Source organism: Blautia sp. AF26-2 (assembly GCF_003460955.1).
Taxonomy (GTDB): Bacteria; Bacillota; Clostridia; order Lachnospirales; family Lachnospiraceae; genus Fusicatenibacter; species Fusicatenibacter saccharivorans.
The window spans coordinates 36,187-56,188 of sequence record NZ_QTWD01000010.1 but is presented as its reverse complement, the minus strand read 5'-3'; the positions used below and the strand labels follow the sequence as shown (position 1 = coordinate 56,188).

The window sequence follows — 20,002 nt, the reverse complement described above, 5'->3', positions numbered from 1 at the left end:
GTTTGCTTGGGAGCCGGAAGAACAATGGACATCAAGTGAAGAACGGGAAAAGAAGATAGAAGAACTGAGCCGGGAATTAGATGAAAGCATGGACAGCAACTCTGGAAAAGGCTGTCTGAAAGCATACTTGGTAAAAAATGAAGTGTGGCATATAGCAGACATCGATTATGAGCTTAGAGTGGATTATCGGAAATATCTGAAAAGCACTTATTCTGATTCAGCAGTACGCAGTTATTTACGTGGAATGGATAAGGCAAAATTATATGCAATCAGAAAGCATGCCAATACGTTAAAAGGAAAGCAGGAGATAGCAAAGAATACAGATTTAATCCACGAACTGCTCTTTTTACCATATCACCCAAATCCGGCAATCGCAGAAAGATATGACTGCAAAGTTGCCATTGATAAATTAGTTTGGGATTTTCGTGTAAACGGCTCAGAGCTATGCAAGCGTCAGCTTTTAGAAATTATCGAAGATGTCGTACTGCGTGACATAATGCTGAGAGAATGCACAATGCGGTTAAACGGTTTGAAGGTGGTATATCAATTTTGTATGCAGGAACATATTGAGGATTTAAGATATATTACACAGGTACAGGCCGATAAACTTGAAAAATATGCAGATACGGCATATGCAAAAGAGCTTGCAGAAAGAGAACTCCGAGAATGTCAGAAATATCTTTTCTGCCATGCCAAGAATATTTTATGGGATTCAACAGTCTGGTATTTGGAAAGACTGCATCTGGAACAATATAGAGTCAACCCATCCAATCCTGTGAAAAAATTTTCCTTTATGGGCATAGAAAAAAGAGAGAACCGGGAAATTTTGCAGGAATACATGAAATACTGTCTGGGTGTTACACATTTGGCAATGAGTGGCATACAAGCCGAATTCTACAGGATTCTGGCATTTGTCATGTGGATGGAAAAAGAAACCGCGATGGAGCTGAAACTTGCATCAGAAACCGAAATAAAAAAATATTTCCAGATAATTGAGTTAAAAGAAGCTTCTTATTTTAATGATATTGTTATAGCAATCTATCAGCTATATGAATATCTGCAGACGAAAGAAATCATAGACAGGATACCATTTCGTTATGAGTATTATTTGAAAAAAGAAATACATTGTCATAATAACCGAAGCGTAGAGATGGAAATATATGAGAGGATTCTGAGAGAATTAAAAAATTTCCCTGAAATTCCAAGATTGATCCTTTTACATTCTATGCTGATTGGACTAAGGATCAGTGAAGTATGCACCCTGAAAGGGGATGCTTATTCCTGGCAGGGAAGAGATGCGTGGATACAGGTTTATCAGATGAAAATGCGAACATACAAAAGAGTACCGATTCCAGATGTTCTTTATAAGATTATGAAAAGATATTTGGAAAAATATCATATTGGAAGTGAGGATTATGTTTTTCAAAACAAACGGGGAGGGGCATATCAGTATGGTTCGTTTAAGTGGCAAATGAAAGAACTGTTTAATAAGAGGCAGGATATTTTCAAAGGGTATGATTTTAAATCACATGATTTCCGCCATACGATAGCGACTCTGTTATATGATGACGAAGTCCCTCTTCAGAGTATCCGGGACTATCTGGGACATGATTATGAAGAGATGACACAGCAGTATGTGGATTTTATGCCAAAGAAAATTTCAGCAGCGAATCAGGAGTTTTTCAGGAAAGGAGAAAACAGCCTGGCATCAGGAATCAAGAAGTGCAAACGTGGAAAATAAATTTTACATAAAAAAATTGGACTCCTATGAGAAAGCAAGTGAAATTTCAAAAATACGAATGGGAACAGAACCTTCGTATGACCTTGATTTACTGCCGTCTGTACAGATGCAGAAAGAAATGAGGAAGTTCCTGAAATACAGAGGACAACAGCTTGGGGCGGAAAAATTTTATACTGAGAGAAGATTTTACCATCATTTATGTAAAATGCTGCAAACCAGAAGAGACAGACCGGAAAGTTTTTTGGACTGGGACAAAGAAAAATGGAAGCAGCAGATGAAAATATGGCTTTTACAGCAGGGATTGCCCCTGACAGAAATTTCAAAATCCCATTGTGGGAATGAAACGGTATCACAGGCAAAGACATTACACTATATTGACCGATTAATAGATTATTTCCTTGATTTAAGAGATGCTGATGTAGATGAGATGACAAAGGATGTCTGGCAACTTGAAAAACTTGATATACAAGTGAAACAGGATCTGACGCGCACGACCAGAATTATAAATTTTAAGGAAATCTCCCAACAGGATCTCAGAGAGGAAGTAAAAAAGGCAATTTATTTTCAACTGAAAACAGAAAGCATCGGTACTGTAAAAAAAGAAATGACTGCCATTCGAAGGTTTTCAAGATATCTGAAGGAAAACAATAAAGAAGTAGATTCCTGCTCAAAGCTGGACAGGAAAATCATGGAAGAGTATTTGATATACATGAAAACAGAAGATACCGGGACAAAAAGATATCGGGCGGAGCTGACGAGACTGCGGGCATTGCTGAATATGGTAGCTGACGTCTATCAATATCCGCAGGTAAAGGATTTAATTTTGAATCGGGATATTCCACCAGATATAAGGGGAGAAATCAAAATTTATTCCGATCAGGAATTAAAGCGATTTAATGCTTTCCTTACGAAAGTGGATGTGCAGACGGCGAGACTTATGCTTATTCATCAAATGCTTGGAACAAGAATGTCAGATACACTGACACTCAGGACAGACTGCCTGATTGAAAAAGACGGTGAAACCATAATACAGATCCATCAAATGAAAACACATTTTTATGAAAAACCGATTAGTCAGGAACTGGCTGCCTTAATAAAGGAAGCGATTCGATACAGAGAAAAGGAGCACGGAAAAGGTAAATACATTTTTACAAGTTTAAGTGATCCTTCAAAACCAATGAAATATGCTACAGTCCAGCAAAAAATTACAGATAAAATATATCAGGAAAATCTCCGAGATGATAAGGGAGAATATTTTGGATTCGGTTCTCACATGTATCGGCATATTTATGGCATGAAGCTTGCCGAGATGCATGTGGATGACTGGACAATCGCAAGACTACTGGGGCATAGAAGCCTGAGAAATGTAAAGTATTACAGAAAGATGAGCAACAAAATACTGGCAGATGATACACGAAAAACAAGAAACCGATTATCTAAGATGGTACTGGAATGTCTGGAAGGATGGGAGGAAGAATATGAACAAATACGATTCGATGATAGCCTGCAATAAAAAAGCCAGTGAAGAAAAAGTAAACAGGGCAGTGACAGAAATCAGGCAGATGCTGACAGAACGGGAAAAAGTGACGGTCCCAAAACTGACAAAGAGGACAGGATTGTCCAGAGGATTCTTTTATAAGAATGAAACGGTCAGAAAAGAAATGGATCGTGCTCTGGAGCAGCAGGCAGGAATGATAGACCCCAAAAGATACATAGGTGACATTGTACTGAAGAATCGAATCAATGTATTAGAAGAACAGATCCGGGAGCTGAAACGTGAAAAAGAGCAAATGGAAAAAGAAAATGTAAGATTGAGAAAAGCCTTAAACAAGAAAGACCTGAACGTATTAAAAACTTTATAATCTGAATTAGAAAATAATCTGCAACGACCGGGAAGAATTTCCCGGTTGTTGTGGTTGGAATATAAAAGTGTAGATAACAAAAGGTGTGCATAAATTGTATTTATGATATACTTATCGATAAGTTAAATTCGAAGAAAGAGGATGATAGAAGATGGAAAATCCGTTTGAATTTCATGAAGAAGATACAATTATTGCATGCGTAGGTGACAATGGGGGAACTACCGATGAGGATATAAGAAATGGGTTCAAGCGTACCGTTGAACTTCTGACGGAATCATTGAAAACAGGTTCCGAAGTTGAAGATCTGTTAGTATATCCTATCGTTTATAACGCCAGACACAGTATTGAGCTATCTTTGAAGATTGTCATAAAAATGTTATGGCGAATAGAGGAAAAGAAAGGGATATGTTATTCTGAGGAAGTCTTAAAGGAAAGAAAAAAAGAATTACACACGCATAGTATTGAATGCCTATATAAATTAGCATGTGATAAGAAGAATATTGACAGAAGAATTCCTGCATATTTTGAGAATATAGAAGATATGATTTACTTTTATTATTTCGATGAAGAGGGGGATGCCTTCAAATATGAACTAAATAAAGAAGATGAACCACATATGATAAAAAACAAAATTTCTCATGTAAGTATTGAATTGTTAGAAACAGAATTTAAGGAAGTAATGAAAAAATTTGATGATTTGATATATTTTCTGGATAATTGTATCTTTGAATATTCGCTAGGAACATTTACCAAGAGCTTGTCGAGAGCAGATATATGGGATATTTCGAAGCGGCTTCCTGTATATGAAGAATGGAGAACAGAGAAATTCAAAGAAGTCAAAGATGAGATTAAGCAAGAATATCATCTCGGAAGTAAAGAATTTTCAGATGCTGTAAATCTAATTAAGGAAAATAGAGAGTTTTCGGTAAATATTGGATGCGAGAAAGTATTCGGGTCAATTACAGAAAATGAATTAAAAGAATACGCTTCATTGGTTAGATACTATTCTGAGAAAAGTAAATCTGACAACAAGGGTAAAGAGATAGGGTTCGATTTACGCAAAATACAAAAGAATGGGGAGATTTTGAAAAAATATTTATCCAGCATTTCTATGAATACATTAAATACACTATTATGTTTTAGTGAGATGAGTAATAGTTTCTTAGCGGTTGAACATTTGGAAGAGGTTCATGATGACATAGTCTCTAAGGCGTTTGACGGAACATATCTCATAAGAAAACTAAAACAAAGAAATATATGTTTAAGAATCTTATATGGAATGAAAAAGTGTGGACAGGTGACTTATGCAAAACAGTTGAGTGCTGCACTGGAACAAGAAGGAGTAGAGCTAACGCTTTGAGAACAATAGTGAACACGATACACTCGTGTCTCTGACGTTAAAGCCAGTGTTTTAGAGGGCTGGGAGAGGGATGCCTAATTTTATAGATGAACCAACGACAGGACTTGACCCACAGACGCGGCTTTTGATCTGGGATATCATTGAAAAACTTCGAGTAGAAGAAAAGCTGACAGTTTTTCTGACTACGCACTACATGGAAGAAGCTGCAAATGCCGGTTATGTGGTGATTCTGGATAAAGGAAGCATCGTGGCAGAAGGAACTCCTTTTGAGCTGAAAAATGAGTATGTGCAGGACACTATGTCTGTTTATGGTGTGACAGAAGAAGAAATCAAAACACTGGGCAGAGAGTATAAAAAGATCCGGGATGGCTATCAGTTAAAAGTAAAAAATACCGCAGAGGCTACCCGGCTGATCGTGGAACATCAGGAAATATTCCGTGATTATGAAGTGGTAAAGGGCAGAATGGATGATGTATTTCTTGCTGTAACCGGAAAAACATTGGGAGGTGAGCACAGATGAAGGCAGTATTTGCACTTATAAGTCGAAACAGAAAATTGTTTTTTAAAGACAGAGGAATGTTTTTTTCAGCTTTAATTACTCCGGGAATTCTGATTTTGCTGTATGCTACATTTCTGGCAAACGTATACAGAGATTCCTTTGTGTCCGCGATCCCGGACATGATTACAATCTTAGACAAACTGATCGATGGAACGGTGGCCGCACAGCTTGCCGCGGCTCTTCTGGCAGTCAGCTGTGTGACTGTGACATTCTGCGTGAATCTTACGATGGTACAGGACCGGGCAAACGGAACAAGGAAAGATTTTAATGTATCGCCAATCAGCAAAGCACAGCTTTATCTTGGGTATTTTTTATCTACTGTAGTCAATTCCCTGCTGGTGAATGGGCTTGCGCTGGTATTATGCCTTGGCTATATGTACAAAATGGGCTGGTATATGAGCGCTGTAGATGTAATCTGGGTTCTTCTCGATGAAATTTTACTGGTACTCTTTGGAAGCACGTTGTCAAGCATCGTCAGTTTTCCACTGACAACCCAGGGTCAGTTATCCGCAGTGGGAACGATCGTAAGTGCCGGGTATGGATTTTTATGCGGAGCTTACATGCCGATTTCAAATTTCGGCAGCGGCCTGCAGAAAGTACTGTCGTATCTGCCAAGTACCTACGGAACTTCCCTGCTGAAAAATCATATGCTCCGTGGAATCTTCGAAGAGATGGAGAACAATCAGCTGCCAGAAGAAATGATTACTGCGATTCGTGATACACTGGATTGTAACCCGAAGTTCCAGGGGTCTGTAGTAAGTGTAAATCAGATGGTGATGCTTATGGTTGGATGTGTTGTGGTATTTGGAATTATTTTTTTGTGCATGACAGCTCTTCCGGAGAAAGATGGGAAGTAAATATATCCTTCGACTATAGAATGAATAAAAAATGAGAAAAGAGACAGTTATGAATATTACAGAAAGAGAGATCGATGACCCGGAAAAAGAGGGCGTTATACTCGAATATGTAAATTTTACGAAAGAATTTGCAGAAATAAAAGAGTATGTAAGAAGCAAAGGGGAATCTATCCGGGGATACACAGAAAAGAAATAATGTGTTTCCATAAGAACAGAAGATATTTTATATTTCGAGGCAGTGCAAAACAAGGTGTTTGCTTATACGTCAAATAAGTTTTATGAAATTAAAAGCAGACTGTATCAGCTGGAAGAGAAAATAACAAGAAAATGTATGTAGCGTGCATCAAAGACAACGATTGTAAATGCGGATCGTATTGTTTCGGTTCGTACCGCATTAAATGGGCGTTTGTATGTGCGGATGGAGGCTTTGAGCAGATTGGAAATGGCCTTGCAAAAACAGGAGCAGATCCTCTGCAAAGCGCTGCATACGGATCTTGGAAAGAGCAAGACGGAGAGTGTGATGTGTGAGATTGGACTGGTGCAGGGGGAAATCCGCTGGATGAAGCAGCACTTAGGGCGGCTTTGCAGACAAAAACATGTCAGAACACCGCTGGCGCAGTTCGCTGCGAAAAGTTATCAAAGCCCTTCTCCTTATGGCAATGTGCTGATTATGAGCCCGTGGAATTACCCTGTTCTGCTGACGTTAGAACCGCTGGTAGATGCCATTGCGGCAGGAAATACTGCGGTGGTAAAGCCAAGTGCTTATGCACCGGTCAGTGCAAATGCCCTGAAAGATCTGTTAGAAGAATGGATAGTTAAAGACAGCGTATGCCGGAAGGACATGAAATCGCTGGTATTGTAGAAACAAAAGAAAAAATTTGAAAAATTTCAAAAAATATCGTTGACAAACAGAACAAAGCGTGCTAATATACATATTGTCAGCAGGACGTAAGAACTGCTAGAAAACAGATATGGGGTCTTAGCTCAGCTGGGAGAGCATCTGCCTTACAAGCAGAGGGTCACAGGTTCGAGCCCTGTAGGCCCCATACTTCTAAAAATATAGTATGGCGAGATAGCTCAGTTGGCTAGAGCACGCGGTTCATACCCGCGGTGTCGAGGGTTCGAATCCCCCTCTCGCTACGAAAGAGAGAGCTCCTGCGAAAGCAGGGGCTTTTGTTGTTTTACGTTCGGAGGGGGCTGCCAGTGGCGGGCCCTGCAGATTACAATACCATGGAAAATGACAGGGAGGCGCTTATGAAATTATTCCACTTATCCGATCTCCACATCGGAAAGCGAGTCAATGAATTTTCGATGATCGAGGATCAGAAGTACATTTTGTCGCAGATTCTGCATACTGCAAAAAGAGAGAGACCAGATGGTGTACTGCTTTCCGGAGATATTTACGACAGTACGATTCCAAGTGCAGAAGCGGTTCAGGTTTTTGACGCGTTTCTGACAGAGCTTTCCACCAATCGGATTCCCACTTTTATTATCAGTGGAAACCATGATTCCGCCGAGCGTCTGGCATTTGGATCCAGCCTGATGGGAAAAAGCGGGATCTATTTTTCAAAGGTATACAATGGAACGATAGAGAAAATTCCGCTGCAGGATGCGTATGGCACGGTGTGGATTCATCTGCTTCCGTTTTTACGGCCTGCGGTGGTGCGCCATGCCCTGCCGGAGCGTGCGGAAGAAGTAATGTGTACAGCGGATGCAGTTCGGATTGCACTGGAACAGGATCTGGTTGATGAACAGGATCGAAATGTGATTCTGGCCCACCAGTTCGTAACCGGGGCAAAACGATGTGATGCAGAAGAACTGCAGGTTGGCGACTTGGATCAGATTCCGGCAGAATTGTTTGAAAAGTTTGATTATGCTGCACTGGGGCACATCCACAGCCCACAGAAGGTGGAAAGAGACACGGTTCGCTATTGCGGTTCGCCGCTGAAATATTCTTTTTCGGAAGCAGGACAGGAAAAAACGATTACGGTGATCGAATTAAAAGAAAAAGGAACGGTGGAGCTTAGAACAATTCCATTAAAGCCCTTGCACGATCTCAGGAAAATCCGGGGGACGTATCTGGAAGTCACGGCAAAAAGATTTTATGAGAACAGCGACTGCGAGGATTACCTTCTGGTGACGTTGACGGATGAAGAAGATGTGCCGGATGGAATGGCAAAACTCCGAACGATCTATCCGAACCTGATGCGCCTGGAGTACGATAACAAAAGAACCCGGTCTGCTGCAGACATTGGCACGGCGGAACGAGTGGAGGAAAAATCAGAACTGGAACTGTTCCGGGAATTTTATGAATTACAGAATAATCAGAGCATGACCGCACAGCAGGAAGCGCTGGTGGAAGAATTGTTACGGGGGATGAAGGGATGAAACCAAAGAAATTAGTCATCAGTGCATTCGGACCGTATGCGGACCGGATGGAACTTGATTTTGATCGGCTGGGCGGCGGTCTGTATCTGATTACGGGGGACACCGGCGCTGGAAAAACAACGATTTTTGATGCCATCACGTTTGCGCTTTACGGGGAAGCGAGCGGTGAAATCCGGAAAGGCGAAATGTTCCGCAGTAAGTATGCAAAACCGGAGGTGCGTACCTTCGTAGAGCTTACGTTTACGTATCAGGGAAAGGACTATACGGTAAAGAGAAACCCGGAATATCTACGCCCGAAGGACCGCGGACAGGGCATGACGATGGAGAAAGCGAATGCAGAACTGATTTTTCCGGATGAGCGGCAGCCGGTTACGAAAACTTCGGAAGTGACAAAGAAAGTGACAGAACTTCTCGGGCTGGATCAGCGTCAGTTCCGACAGATTGCGATGATTGCGCAGGGAGATTTCCAGAAGCTTCTGCTGACAGGAACAGCGGATCGGAGTGAAATTTTCCGGAAAATGTTTCACACAGAGATTTATCAGGAGCTGCAGAAGCGCCTGCGGGAAGCAGCAAAGGAGCGCTGGAAAATATACGATGAAAAGAAACGCAGCATCAGCCAGTATCTGGACAATGTTGTCTGCCCGGAAGAGGCAGAATGGAAAAAAGAGGTTGACCGGCTGAAGAAAAATAAATTCGACGGCCAGGTTATGCGCGGTATGGAACTGCTTGCACGCTGCATCGAATGGGACGATGAGAAATTAAAGGCGCTGCAAGACGAGCAGAGTACGCTAAAAGAAGAGATCGAAAAGAAAAACCAGCTTTTGGGAAAAATAAAAGAGCGACAGACGAGACAAAAAGAGAAAGAGCAGAAAGAAAAAGAATGGGAGACTCTGCTTCCGAAGGAAGAAGAAAAGAAAAAGAGAAGTGAGCAGGCAGAGAAAGAGGCAGAGATTTGTAAGCAGTTGGAAGAGCAGATTCGGGAAGAAAAAGTGTGTCTGGAACTGCTGCGAAAAGTGCAGCAGGAGCAAAGTGCAATGACACAGCTGCAAAAGGAACTGCAGGCAGCAACAGAAGCAAAAGAACAGCTTCAGACAGAGCAGGAGCGTGCAAAAAAAGTCCTGGAACAGAAGAAAGCACGGGAAGAACGTCTCTCTGATGCGGAGGTGAAACTTGCACGGACGGAACAAAAAGAAGCGTATGCCGCAGAGCAGATACAGCAGATGGAAGCATACTGCGAGACAATTGCAGGCGCAGTCAAAGAGGAAGCGGCAAACAAAGAAGAGGAAAGCGTTCTTTGTAAAAAAATAAAAGAAACAGAGGAGACAGCGGCCAGGGCAGCCGAAGAGGCAGAAAGGCTGGCCGGGCAGGATCAGGTCTGCGAAAAACTGCTGGATGAAAAGAAAAATCTGGAACAGAAAATCCACACTTTAGAAGAAACGAAAAAACGGCTGGAGAGAACGACGGCTGAAAGGACGCAGATTGCCGCGCAGGTGACACAACTGCGAAAGGAAGAAGAGAACTTACAGGCGGATATCGCGACAACGGCAGAACATCTGGCCGAAAGAGACGGAGCCGCGCTGCTGCAGGAAAAATACCACCAGAAGCTGGAAACGCTGGAAAATCTGCTGGAAAGCTGGGAGCAGGGACGCAAAGAACTGGAAGAAAAGCAAGGTGCATACCAGCGTGAAATCAAAAAGAGAGATGCTTTACGGGAAACATATCAGGCGATGGAATCTTTATTTCTGGATGCACAGGCGGGAATTCTGGCAGAAAAACTGACAGAGGGAGAACCATGCCCGGTCTGCGGCGCTATTCATCATCCGCAGCCTGCCAGACGAGCAGAACATACGCCAGATAAAGAAACGCTGGATCACAAGAAAGAAGAACTTCGGATGCAGGAGGAAGCAGCTGCGGGACAAAGCGAGGCTGCGGGCAGCTGCCGCAGACAGGTAAAGGAAAAACGTGCACAGCTAACGGAATGGCTGTTAAGAGAACTGCCCGAGAGTCAGAAAGAACACGAACAGAAGCGACTTTCACAGATGCCGGATGTTTTATTTCAACAGGAAGCGGTCGAGAAGGCAGAGCAGCTTCGGAAGGAAGAAGAAACACAGAAAGTACGTCAGATGGAATATGCGGAACTGGAAAAAAGACAGACAGAACGGCAGAAAAGACTGGAAAGCATAAAAAAGACCATTGCAGCGGAACAGACACAGCTTGGCCGGGCAGAAGGAACCAAAAGAGCACTGGAAGAACAGTTGGAAAAAGAAATTGCGGAGGCGCAAAAAACGACTGCTTTTATGGAGAAAAAGAATCCTGCGCAAAGAAAGGGTCCGGGGGAGAGCGAGGACAGAAACTCCCTGGCTGATCAGATTGCCCAGGTGATTTCCTTCCGGAAAAACAGACAGAAACAGTGTGAGGGAGAGATTGCTGCCACGCGGGCAAAGGTGAGCCGCCGTGCAGAATGTATCGCACGGCAGAAAAAAGCGGAAGCTGAGCGGAAAGAGGATCATGAGCGGCTGCAGAAGGTGCGGAGCCGTCTTGAAGTACTGCAAAGCGATCGGAAGAGATGGAAGGAACAAGAAGAGAAACTGCTGGAAAATCTGGAAGAGCAGAGAGCGATCTGGGCAGAACAGGATCAGCAGAAAACAGGAGCGAAATCCGAAGGCAGGCCTGGAGATGGGAAGGAGCAGCTGAAGGATCTGGTAAGTGCAGAAACGGTGAAAAAACAGATAAATGAATTTACGGGATCGGAAATCGCAGAAAAACTTGCAGATGCGGAAAGAGAACTGTGGATTCGGTCTGTATGGGAACAGCACTGGCTGAAACAAAAGCGAAAAGAACTGACAGAACAGAAACAATGTATTCTTGCAGAACAGGAGGAACTGAAAAAGATCCGACAGGAAATCCAGGAAGAAACACAGAAAACGGAGCAAAGAGAACAGGAAATTCGCAAAAAAGAGCTGCGGGAAACGGAACAAAAGGCTGAAAGAAAAGCACTGCTGGAAAAGATCCGGGAAAAAGAGGCGCAGCTTGCGGGAAAAGAAGAAACAGAACTTCTGGAACATATTGCAGCCTGGGAAGCACAGAAAGAACGGCTGGAAGAAGCACAGAAAACAGCAAAAGAGGAACTGGATGCCATACAGAAAAAACTGACGGAAGTACAGGCGGCGCTTACGGCGATTCAGGCGTTAGAAACAGCGGATTCACAGGAACAGCCACTCCCGTCAGAAATAGAATTACAAGAAGATTTAAGGGGACTTTCCGAACAGAAACAGGTTCTGGATCAGCGTTATAACGAGCAGTATCACGCGGCAAATACGAATCAGAACACATATGATGCCATTCGGAATCAGCAAAGTCAGATGCAGACCGTGGAAGAAGAGTACAAATGGGTCAATGCGCTTGCGGATACCGCATGTGGAAATGTGAGCGGAAAGCAAAAGATTGAACTGGAAACGTATGTGCAGATGGCGTATTTTGACCGGATTCTGCGAAAAGCCAATGTGCGTTTCCTGACGATGAGCCAGGGACAGTATGAGCTGAAACGGCAGGAAGACGGCACGAATAAGAAAGAAAAAGCCGGATTGGAACTGAATGTGATTGACCATTATAACGGAACGGAGCGGAGTGTCCGCACGCTCTCCGGCGGCGAATCGTTTCAGGCATCGCTTTCGCTGGCACTTGGCCTGTCAGATGAAATTCAGTCGTATGCAGGAGGAATCCGGTTAGATTCCATGTTTGTGGACGAAGGTTTTGGTTCTCTCGATGAAGAGTCCCTGAATCAGGCGGTGAAAGCACTGGAAGGTCTGGCGGATGGAAACTGTCTGGTCGGAATTATTTCTCATGTGCCCAAGTTAAAAGAGCGGATTGAGAAAAAAATCATTGTGACGAAAAATCGAAGCCGGGATGGTGTAGGAAGCCGGGCAGTGATCGAGTAGACCACAACAGGAGATGATTGGGATTCGAGAGAATTCCTTGTCAGAAAGTACGGAAAATGCTATAATGGATCCGCTGGGCAAAAAAAGTTGAATGAACAGAGCAAATCCGGCGAATCATGCCGGCTGCCATAGAATGGAGGAAACAAATGAAAACATCAGATTTTTATTATGATCTGCCAAAAGAACTGATTGCACAGGATCCATTGGAAGACCGCAGCGCTTCCCGCCTGATGCATCTGGATAAAACGACAGGTGAATATAAGCATGGTCATTTCCGTGATATTCTGCAGTATCTGAAACCAGGCGACTGTCTGGTTATCAATGATACGAAGGTAATTCCGGCGCGTCTTTATGGTTCCAAGGTCGGAACGGATGCGGCAATTGAGATTCTTCTTTTAAAGAGAAAAGAAAATGACATCTGGGAAACGCTGGTAAAACCGGGCAAAAAATGCAAGGTCGGAACCGTAATCTCCTTTGGAGACGGAATTCTGACAGGCGAAGTAGTCGATATCGTGGATGAAGGAAACCGCCTGATCCAGTTCCACTATGAAGGCATTTTTGAAGAAATTCTGGATCAGCTTGGTGAAATGCCGCTGCCGCCGTATATCACACACAAACTGCAGGACAAGAACCGTTATCAGACGGTATACGCAAAACACGAAGGCTCCGCAGCAGCTCCGACCGCCGGACTGCATTTTACGAAAGAGCTTTTGCAGCAGGTGCAGGATGCTGGTGTAAAGATCGCCCATGTAACCCTGCATGTCGGCCTTGGCACCTTCCGTCCGGTGAAAGTGGAGGATGTCACCCAGCATCACATGCACTCTGAGTTCTATGTGGTAGAAGAAGATCAGGCAAAACTGATCAACGATACGAAAGCAGCAGGCGGCCGTGTGATCGCAGTCGGAACAACGAGCTGCCGTACTCTGGAGTCGGCAACCGGCGAGGACGGCATTTTAAAAGCCGGAAGCGGCTGGACCGAGATCTTTATCTATCCGGGTTACCGCTTCAAGATGATCGACGGACTGATCACCAATTTCCATCTGCCGGAGTCCACACTGGTGATGCTGGTATCGGCACTGGCTGGAAAAGAGCATATTATGGCAGCTTATGAAGAGGCTGTAAGAGAAAAATACCGCTTTTTCTCCTTCGGCGATGCCATGATGATTGAATAAAAAATTCGTTTATGACAAAAATACGATGCTGAAAGAAAACGACCATATAGGAACACCCGTGAAGCCCTATATGGTCGTTTTTTTCTCTGCGAATCTTCTAAATCTTTCTTTTTCCCTGCCGAAAAACAGAAGATTTTATTAAGGTTTCTAAAAACGAGCGGAACTGGGTTGTGTCAGGGAATGTTTTTGCGTATACTGATACGTGTTTGAGACAAGGGAGGACGGATTTTGAAGAGAGACGAGAGAAGAAAGTTTCCATACTATGGTATCCTACCGCTAATTCTGACGCTGACAGCGAATTTTATCGCTTATTTTGGAACGCGGCCGTTCACCAGTTCGTGGAAACATTACAATATAGAAACGGTGCTGGACCAGCAGATCCCGGTGATCCCGTGGACGATCGTGATTTATTTTGGCTGTTATCTGGTCTGGATTGTAAATTATCTGATTGCCGCAAGCAGAGAGAAAGAATTTGTCTGGCGGTTCTTTGCAGCAGATGTTCTGGCGCGGCTTGTCTGTATGGCATTTTATCTGCTGCTGCCGACAACGAACGTAAGGCCGTCGATCCCGGAACAGGGATTCTGGAATCAGATGCTTGCCTTGCTCTACCAGATGGATGCGGCGGACAATTTGTTCCCATCGATTCACTGCCTGAACAGCTGGTTCTGCTATATCGCAGTCCGCAGCAGACGGGAGATTCCGCGCTGGTATCAGCGGTTCTCTTTCTGGGCGGCACTTGCCGTGTTTGTCTCTACGCTGACAACGAAGCAGCATGTGATTGCAGATGTGATTGGCGGAGCGCTTCTGGCAGAAGTGACGTGGCAGATCGCGGGACGCACGCATCTTGGTGCATGGTATGGCATGATATTGGAACGAAGGAGGTGGAAACGCCGTGCAGAGTAAGAAAAAAATGATCGTGAATACCGTTTTTCTCGTTGTGATTTTTGCGTTGACGATATACGGTGTTTTCCACGGCGAAGACCTTGGCGCAATGATGGAAGCAATGCGGCGGGCAGATGTGCGGTGGCTGTTGCCGGGACTGTTCTGTGTCGTGTTTTTTATCTGGGGAGAATCGATCATCATCTGGTACATGATGCATTCCTTCCAGATTCCGGTGAAGAAGCGGACATGTTTTCTGTTTTCTTCCGTCGGATTCTTTTTCAGCTGTATCACACCGTCCGCAAGCGGCGGCCAGCCGATGCAGCTCTACTATATGAAAAAGGAGAAAATATCTCTTCCGGTATCAACGGTGATTCTGATGATCGTCACGATCACCTACAAAGCGGTGCTGGTCGTGGTGGGACTTGGGCTTGTTCTGTTCGGACAGGGCTTCCTGCACCGGTATCTGACGGAAATCCTTCCGGTTTTCTATCTGGGAATCGGTCTGAATGTCTTCTGTGTCACAGCCATGCTTATTCTGGTTTTTCATCCGGCGCTTGCGCGGACAATTCTGGTTTTGGGACTGAAAATCGTGGAAAAACTGCATTTGATGAAACGAAAAGAAAGCCGCCTGAAAAAACTGGAAGCTTCCATGGAAGTCTACCAGAATACGGCAGCGTATCTTGGCACCCACAAAATGGTGCTGGTCAATGTCCTTGCGATTACCTTTGCACAGAGGTTTGCTTTATTTGCAGCAACATGGTTTGTATACCGCGCCTTCCATTTATCAGGCGTTTCCTTTATCACCATTGTGCTGCTGCAGGCGGTCATTTCCGTATCGGTTGACATGCTGCCGCTTCCGGGAGGAATGGGAATCAGCGAGACACTGTTCCTGAAAATTTTCCCGCCGGTCTTTGGAAGCACGCTGCTTCTTCCGGCAATGGTGCTTTCCAGAGGGCTCGGCTACTACGGGGAACTGCTGGTGAGTGCAGTCTTTACCATCGTCGCACAGCTTACGATCGGGAATACGAAAAGAGAAAAAAGAGGGGGAACTACATATGATAGGGTTCTATGATTATACCGTAATATTAACATATATCAGCTTTGCATCGTCCATCAGCGGCATTTTTCTTGCAACGCGGGGGCACTTTAACTGGGCGATTTTTTGTCTTGCTTTTTCCGGACTGTGCGATATGTTCGATGGAAAAATTGCGCGGACGAAGAAAAACAGGACCGAAGATGAAAAGCGGTTCGGCATTCAGATCGATTCGCTCTGCGATGTGGTTTGTTTCGGCGTCTTTCCGATCGTGCTCTGCTATGAGCTTGGCATGACACATTTTTACAGCATTCCGATTCTTATTTTCTACGGTCTTGCGGGCGTGATCCGTCTGGGATATTTTAACGTAATGGAAGAGAAGCGTCAGAATGAAACTTCGGAGAACCGGAAATATTACCAGGGACTGCCGATTACCTCGATGTCAGTGGCTTTGCCGCTGCTGTTCGTCTTTGCGCCGCTCTGCCGCGGATACTTTCTAATCTGGCTGCATCTGCTGGTGCTGGCGGTCGGTGTTCTATTTATCACGGATTTCCGCTTCCGCAAGCCGACGAATAAAGAGCTTGCTGTGCTGGTAGCGGTCGTTGGAGTGGCTGTGCTCCGCGGACTTCTGATCTGGAAGGGAGGAAGAACGATTTGAGACTCTGCGCTTATCCTTACCGAAAACAGGGGAAAAATCATCCAAAGCTTGATCTGATCCGCGAGGAAAATGATCTGCAGGACCGTTTTCTGCACATGATGTACAGCCATGCCGCCGGAAGAGCCGCGATGCAGCCGCTGGTTCAGTCATTTGTATCTCGTGCGGCAGGCTGCTTTCTGGACAGCCGCTTATCGGTGCCGCTGGTTGCACCGTTTGTAAAGAAAAATCATATTTCACTGAAGGAATGTACCGCAAAGCAGTTTATCTCGTTCAATGATTTCTTTGTGCGGAAGCTGAAAATGGATGCACGTCCGTTTTCCAATGCGCCGCAGGATTTTATCAGCCCGTGTGATGCGCGGCTTACGGTTTATCCGATTCATGAGAACGGGAAGTTTGAGATCAAGAACACAGAATATACGCTGGAACAGCTTCTGCGCGACCGGAAGCTGGCAAAACGGTATGAGGGCGGAACGTTATTTCTGTTCCGGCTTTCCGTGGACGATTATCACCGGTATCTCTTTGTGGATGACGGCGTCTGCTCGACGGAACGGCGGATTGAGGGTGTGCTCCACACGGTCAATCCGGCGGCGAATGATTTTTGCCCGATCTATAAAGAAAATACGAGAACCTACACGCTGCTGCAGTCCGCAAATTTCGGCACACTGCTGCAGATGGAGGTCGGCGCGATGATGGTCGGAAAGATTGTCAATGAAAATGCCGGAGCGGCGAGACGTGTACAGCGCGGCGAAGAGAAAGGCTATTTTGCCTTCGGTGGTTCGACAGTGATCGTTCTGGCACAGAAGGGAAGCGCAGTGCCGGAAAAACGGATCTGGAATTATTCGCGGCTTGGAATCGAAACGCGGGTACGGCAGGGAGAAACGGTTGGAACGGCCGGAAGAACAGGGTAAAAGCAAAAAAATGGATTGTGAGGAAATGATCTTCACAATCCATTTTTTGTTTAAACGTTTTTTATGCCTGCAGCCGTGCCAGATCCTGGTAGAATGTCGGATACGAGATATCCACACAGCCGGCGCGCAGGATTTCCGTCGGTGTCTCTGCGGCAAGCGAAGCGATTGCAAACGACATCGCAATGCGGTGGTCGAGGCGGCTGTCGATTTGGGCGCCGTGGAACGGTTTTCCGCCCTCAATGATCATGCCGTCGTCCGTGCCTTCCAGGGAAACACCCATCGCGGTGAGTTCGTTTACCATGATATCAAGACGGTTCGATTCTTTGACTTTCAGCTCCTCCGCATTCCGGATCACGGTTGTACCGTTCGCTGTGGCGGCAAGAACCGCGATGATCGGGATTTCATCGATCAGGGTCGGGATCAGTTCGCCCTCGATGACGGTGCCGGAAAGAGACGGCGTATAGCGCACGAGAAGGTCTGCAACCGGTTCTCCGCCGGAGTTCTGCTCATTCAGAAGTGTGATGTCAGCACCCATGGCGCGGCAGACGCGGAGCATACCGTCGCGGGTCGGGTTGATGCCGACATTTTTCAGGAGCACCTCAGAGCCTGGAACTATCAGCGCGGCGGCGATGAAGTAGGCGGCGGAGGAAATATCTCCCGGCACACGGACGAGATTTCCATGGAGATCCGGGTCCGGCAGAACCGATGCGGTCAGCCCTTCGGAGGCAACGTCGGCGCCGAAGAATTTCAGCATCAGCTCCGTATGGTTTCTGGAAAGAGCCGGTTCGGTAACGCTTGTTTTTCCGTCAGCATACAGTCCGGCAAGCAGGACACACGATTTGACCTGTGCGGATGCGACCGGCGAAAGATAGGAGATGGCGTGGAGCGGATGGCCGTTGATCGCAAGCGGCGCACAGCCGTTTTCCGGAATACTGCGGATGGAAGCGCCCATCTGGGTCAGCGGATTGATGATGCGTCCCATCGGCCGTTTCTGAATGGAGGCGTCACCGGTCAGTGTACTGGAAAAGTTCTGGCCGGCAAGAATGCCGGAGATCAGGCGTGTCGTTGTTCCACTGTTTCCGCAGTCGAGAACGGCGGACGGAGCCGAAAGCCCGTGCAGGCCTTTTCCATGAACGAGGATGCGCTCCGGCGTGTTCTCGATCTCAATGCCCATACTGCGGAAGCAGGAGATGGTGGAGAGACAGTCGGCACCCTGTAAAAAGTTTGTGACTTCTGTGGTTCCCTCTGAAATGGCACCGAACATGACGGCGCGGTGGGAAATGGATTTATCGCCCGGCACGGAGATTTCTCCGCGCAGAGGACGTACTGCTTTCTGGAACTGCATAACGTAACTTCCTCCTGTCAAGATATACGCGCTTTTAATTGCGGATATGAATGGTATAGCCATGGTCTTTTAAGACCTTCCGGGCAAGAATGCCTGCCTGCTCTTCATAAAATTCAATGCGGAGAGCACCCTCTTCGAACTCGCGGTTATGCGTAATGCCGATATTTTTAATACTGATCTGGTTGATGGCAAGAATTGTTGTAACGGCTGCGATTCCGCCGGCTTCATCGAGCAGGTCGCAGTAAACGACGTATTCTTTCTTTGTCGGTCCATAGGAAGAATCTTCCATGGAATTCCGGTATTCGCGGGAACTCTCAAACATATTGTAGAGCTCGTGACCTTTTTTGTTGTCAACCAGGTATTTTGCCTGGACGAGAAGGCGGATATAGGAATCCAGCACATTCGAAAGCTGCTTCTGGTTTGAGAGACAGATCTGCTGCCATACCTCCGGGGAGGAGGAAGCGATGCGGGTGATGTCCTTGAAGCCGCCTGCAGCAACGGTTTTCATCTGCTCTTCCGGTGTGTCCAGGGATGCGAGTGCATTGACCAGGGTAGCGGCAACGATATGCGGCAGATGACTGACACCTGCGGTGATGTAGTCGTGCTCTTCGTATGTTAAAACCATCGGGATCGCCTTTAAGGACTGGACAAGATCAACGAAAGCGGAAACTGTCGCGATCTCAACATCTGGTCCGGGTGTAATCATATAGTAAGCATTTTCCAGCAGGTAATCGGTGGCGCTGGAATATCCCGTCTTTTCGGAGCCTGCCATCGGATGGCCGCCGATAAACTGGTGCGTCATGCCGAGGGTCTCAACAGCCTGATGGATTTCTCCTTTTACACTTCCGACGTCTGTGATGATACAGCCCGGTTTTGCGATGCCTTTCACGAACGGAAGATAGGAGATGTTGGTGCTGACAGGAGCACATAAGAAGATATAGTCACAGTCGGCAAAGCGGTCGTCCCGTTCTTCCAGCGCGATATCAATCACGCCTTCCTGAATTGCCTCTTCGATCGTCGCTTTGGTGCGGCAGTAGGCCATCAGTTTATACTCCGGGTGAACCTTTCTGAGGGTTTTTGCAATGGAGCCGCCGATGAGGCCAAGGCCGATAAAGCCGATACAGATTTTTTCGGATGTATCACACATAATTCAAGTAGTCCTTTCTGACAATTTTCGTAGGTAAATCGTATAAAAGACATTGTAAAGCATCTGAAATCAAATGTCAAAGATTTCTTACTTTAAAGCGACAAAGCATTTTTGAAAGGCAGCAATTTTGCTTGTTTTGCAAAATCTGACAG

18 protein-coding genes and 2 tRNA genes are annotated in these 20,002 nt (G+C 45.5%); 18 read left to right on the top strand and 2 right to left on the bottom strand.

The window, feature by feature from the left end; genetic code table 11:
* Nucleotides 1-127 precede the first annotated feature (127 nt).
* From DWY63_RS13375 to DWY63_RS13295, 18 genes are all read left to right on the top strand, one after another.
* Nucleotides 128-1,741 (top strand): tyrosine-type recombinase/integrase, encoded by a 1,614-nt coding sequence (locus tag DWY63_RS13375; RefSeq protein WP_158568376.1) that lies wholly within the window; start codon nt 128-130, stop codon nt 1,739-1,741.
* Nucleotides 1,731-3,254, top strand: coding sequence for a tyrosine-type recombinase/integrase (locus DWY63_RS13370; RefSeq protein WP_117802415.1), 1,524 nt, complete (start codon nt 1,731-1,733; stop codon nt 3,252-3,254). Before DWY63_RS13375 ends, DWY63_RS13370 begins: the two co-directional genes overlap by 11 nt.
* Nucleotides 3,220-3,603 carry a DUF6262 family protein gene (locus DWY63_RS13365; protein WP_055155794.1) on the top strand — a complete coding sequence of 128 codons (384 nt, stop codon included), beginning with the start codon at nt 3,220-3,222 and terminating at the stop codon, nt 3,601-3,603. The genes DWY63_RS13370 and DWY63_RS13365 overlap by 35 nt, the downstream gene beginning before the upstream one ends.
* Nucleotides 3,604-3,754: 151 nt before the next feature.
* The gene (locus tag DWY63_RS13360) at nt 3,755-4,963 is read left to right on the top strand and encodes a hypothetical protein (RefSeq protein ID WP_055155795.1); all 1,209 of its coding nucleotides are present in this window, start codon (nt 3,755-3,757) and stop codon (nt 4,961-4,963) included.
* 70 nt (nt 4,964-5,033) lie between these two features.
* Nucleotides 5,034-5,483 (top strand): hypothetical protein, encoded by a 450-nt coding sequence (locus DWY63_RS13355; RefSeq protein ID WP_227094096.1) that lies wholly within the window; start codon nt 5,034-5,036, stop codon nt 5,481-5,483.
* Nucleotides 5,480-6,379, top strand: a complete 900-nt coding sequence (locus DWY63_RS13350; protein ID WP_117802414.1) for an ABC transporter permease — start codon at nt 5,480-5,482, stop codon at nt 6,377-6,379. The genes DWY63_RS13355 and DWY63_RS13350 overlap by 4 nt, the downstream gene beginning before the upstream one ends.
* A gap of 49 nt (nt 6,380-6,428) precedes the next feature.
* Entirely contained in the window at nt 6,429-6,575 is a 147-nt protein-coding gene (locus DWY63_RS18055) for a hypothetical protein (RefSeq protein ID WP_158565937.1), read from the top strand.
* Nucleotides 6,576-6,584: 9 nt separating this feature from the next.
* On the top strand, nt 6,585-6,716 hold the full coding sequence (locus tag DWY63_RS19150) for a LytTR family DNA-binding domain-containing protein (RefSeq protein ID WP_117802413.1): 132 nt from the start codon (nt 6,585-6,587) through the stop codon (nt 6,714-6,716).
* 81 nt (nt 6,717-6,797) lie between these two features.
* Nucleotides 6,798-7,241, top strand: coding sequence for an aldehyde dehydrogenase family protein (locus tag DWY63_RS13340; RefSeq protein WP_117802412.1), 444 nt, complete (start codon nt 6,798-6,800; stop codon nt 7,239-7,241).
* A 111-nt stretch (nt 7,242-7,352) separates the two neighbouring features.
* Nucleotides 7,353-7,425: transfer RNA gene (locus DWY63_RS13335), tRNA-Val, on the top strand.
* Between the two features lie 20 nt (nt 7,426-7,445).
* Nucleotides 7,446-7,519, top strand: a tRNA-Met gene (locus DWY63_RS13330).
* A gap of 63 nt (nt 7,520-7,582) precedes the next feature.
* Nucleotides 7,583-8,767 (top strand): exonuclease SbcCD subunit D, encoded by a 1,185-nt coding sequence (locus DWY63_RS13325; RefSeq protein WP_319638363.1) that lies wholly within the window; start codon nt 7,583-7,585, stop codon nt 8,765-8,767.
* Nucleotides 8,764-12,705 (top strand): AAA family ATPase, encoded by a 3,942-nt coding sequence (locus DWY63_RS13320; protein WP_117802411.1) that lies wholly within the window; start codon nt 8,764-8,766, stop codon nt 12,703-12,705. Before DWY63_RS13325 ends, DWY63_RS13320 begins: the two co-directional genes overlap by 4 nt.
* Before the next feature lie 146 nt (nt 12,706-12,851).
* Complete coding sequence (gene queA / locus DWY63_RS13315) at nt 12,852-13,877, top strand: tRNA preQ1(34) S-adenosylmethionine ribosyltransferase-isomerase QueA (RefSeq protein ID WP_022461410.1); 1,026 nt, start codon at nt 12,852-12,854, stop codon at nt 13,875-13,877.
* A 228-nt stretch (nt 13,878-14,105) separates the two neighbouring features.
* Entirely contained in the window at nt 14,106-14,780 is a 675-nt protein-coding gene (locus DWY63_RS13310; protein ID WP_179973098.1) for a phosphatase PAP2 family protein, read from the top strand.
* Nucleotides 14,770-15,831: a lysylphosphatidylglycerol synthase transmembrane domain-containing protein gene (locus tag DWY63_RS13305; RefSeq protein ID WP_022461412.1), complete on the top strand. Its 1,062-nt coding sequence runs from the start codon at nt 14,770-14,772 to the stop codon at nt 15,829-15,831. The genes DWY63_RS13310 and DWY63_RS13305 overlap by 11 nt, the downstream gene beginning before the upstream one ends.
* On the top strand, nt 15,815-16,450 hold the full coding sequence (locus DWY63_RS13300; RefSeq protein ID WP_022461413.1) for a CDP-alcohol phosphatidyltransferase family protein: 636 nt from the start codon (nt 15,815-15,817) through the stop codon (nt 16,448-16,450). Before DWY63_RS13305 ends, DWY63_RS13300 begins: the two co-directional genes overlap by 17 nt.
* Nucleotides 16,447-17,358, top strand: a complete 912-nt coding sequence (locus tag DWY63_RS13295; RefSeq protein ID WP_243001889.1) for a phosphatidylserine decarboxylase — start codon at nt 16,447-16,449, stop codon at nt 17,356-17,358. Before DWY63_RS13300 ends, DWY63_RS13295 begins: the two co-directional genes overlap by 4 nt.
* Nucleotides 17,359-17,419: 61 nt before the next feature.
* Here DWY63_RS13295 and aroA read toward each other — a convergent pair whose 3' ends face one another.
* Both aroA and DWY63_RS13285 read right to left on the bottom strand, forming a co-directional pair.
* Nucleotides 17,420-18,703 carry a 3-phosphoshikimate 1-carboxyvinyltransferase gene (gene aroA, locus DWY63_RS13290; RefSeq protein WP_022461415.1) on the bottom strand — a complete coding sequence of 428 codons (1,284 nt, stop codon included), beginning with the start codon at nt 18,701-18,703 and terminating at the stop codon, nt 17,420-17,422.
* Nucleotides 18,704-18,737: 34 nt separating this feature from the next.
* A complete protein-coding gene (locus DWY63_RS13285) occupies nt 18,738-19,850 on the bottom strand; it encodes a prephenate dehydrogenase (RefSeq protein ID WP_055265977.1) in 1,113 nt (370 codons plus the stop codon).
* Nucleotides 19,851-20,002 lie beyond the last annotated feature (152 nt).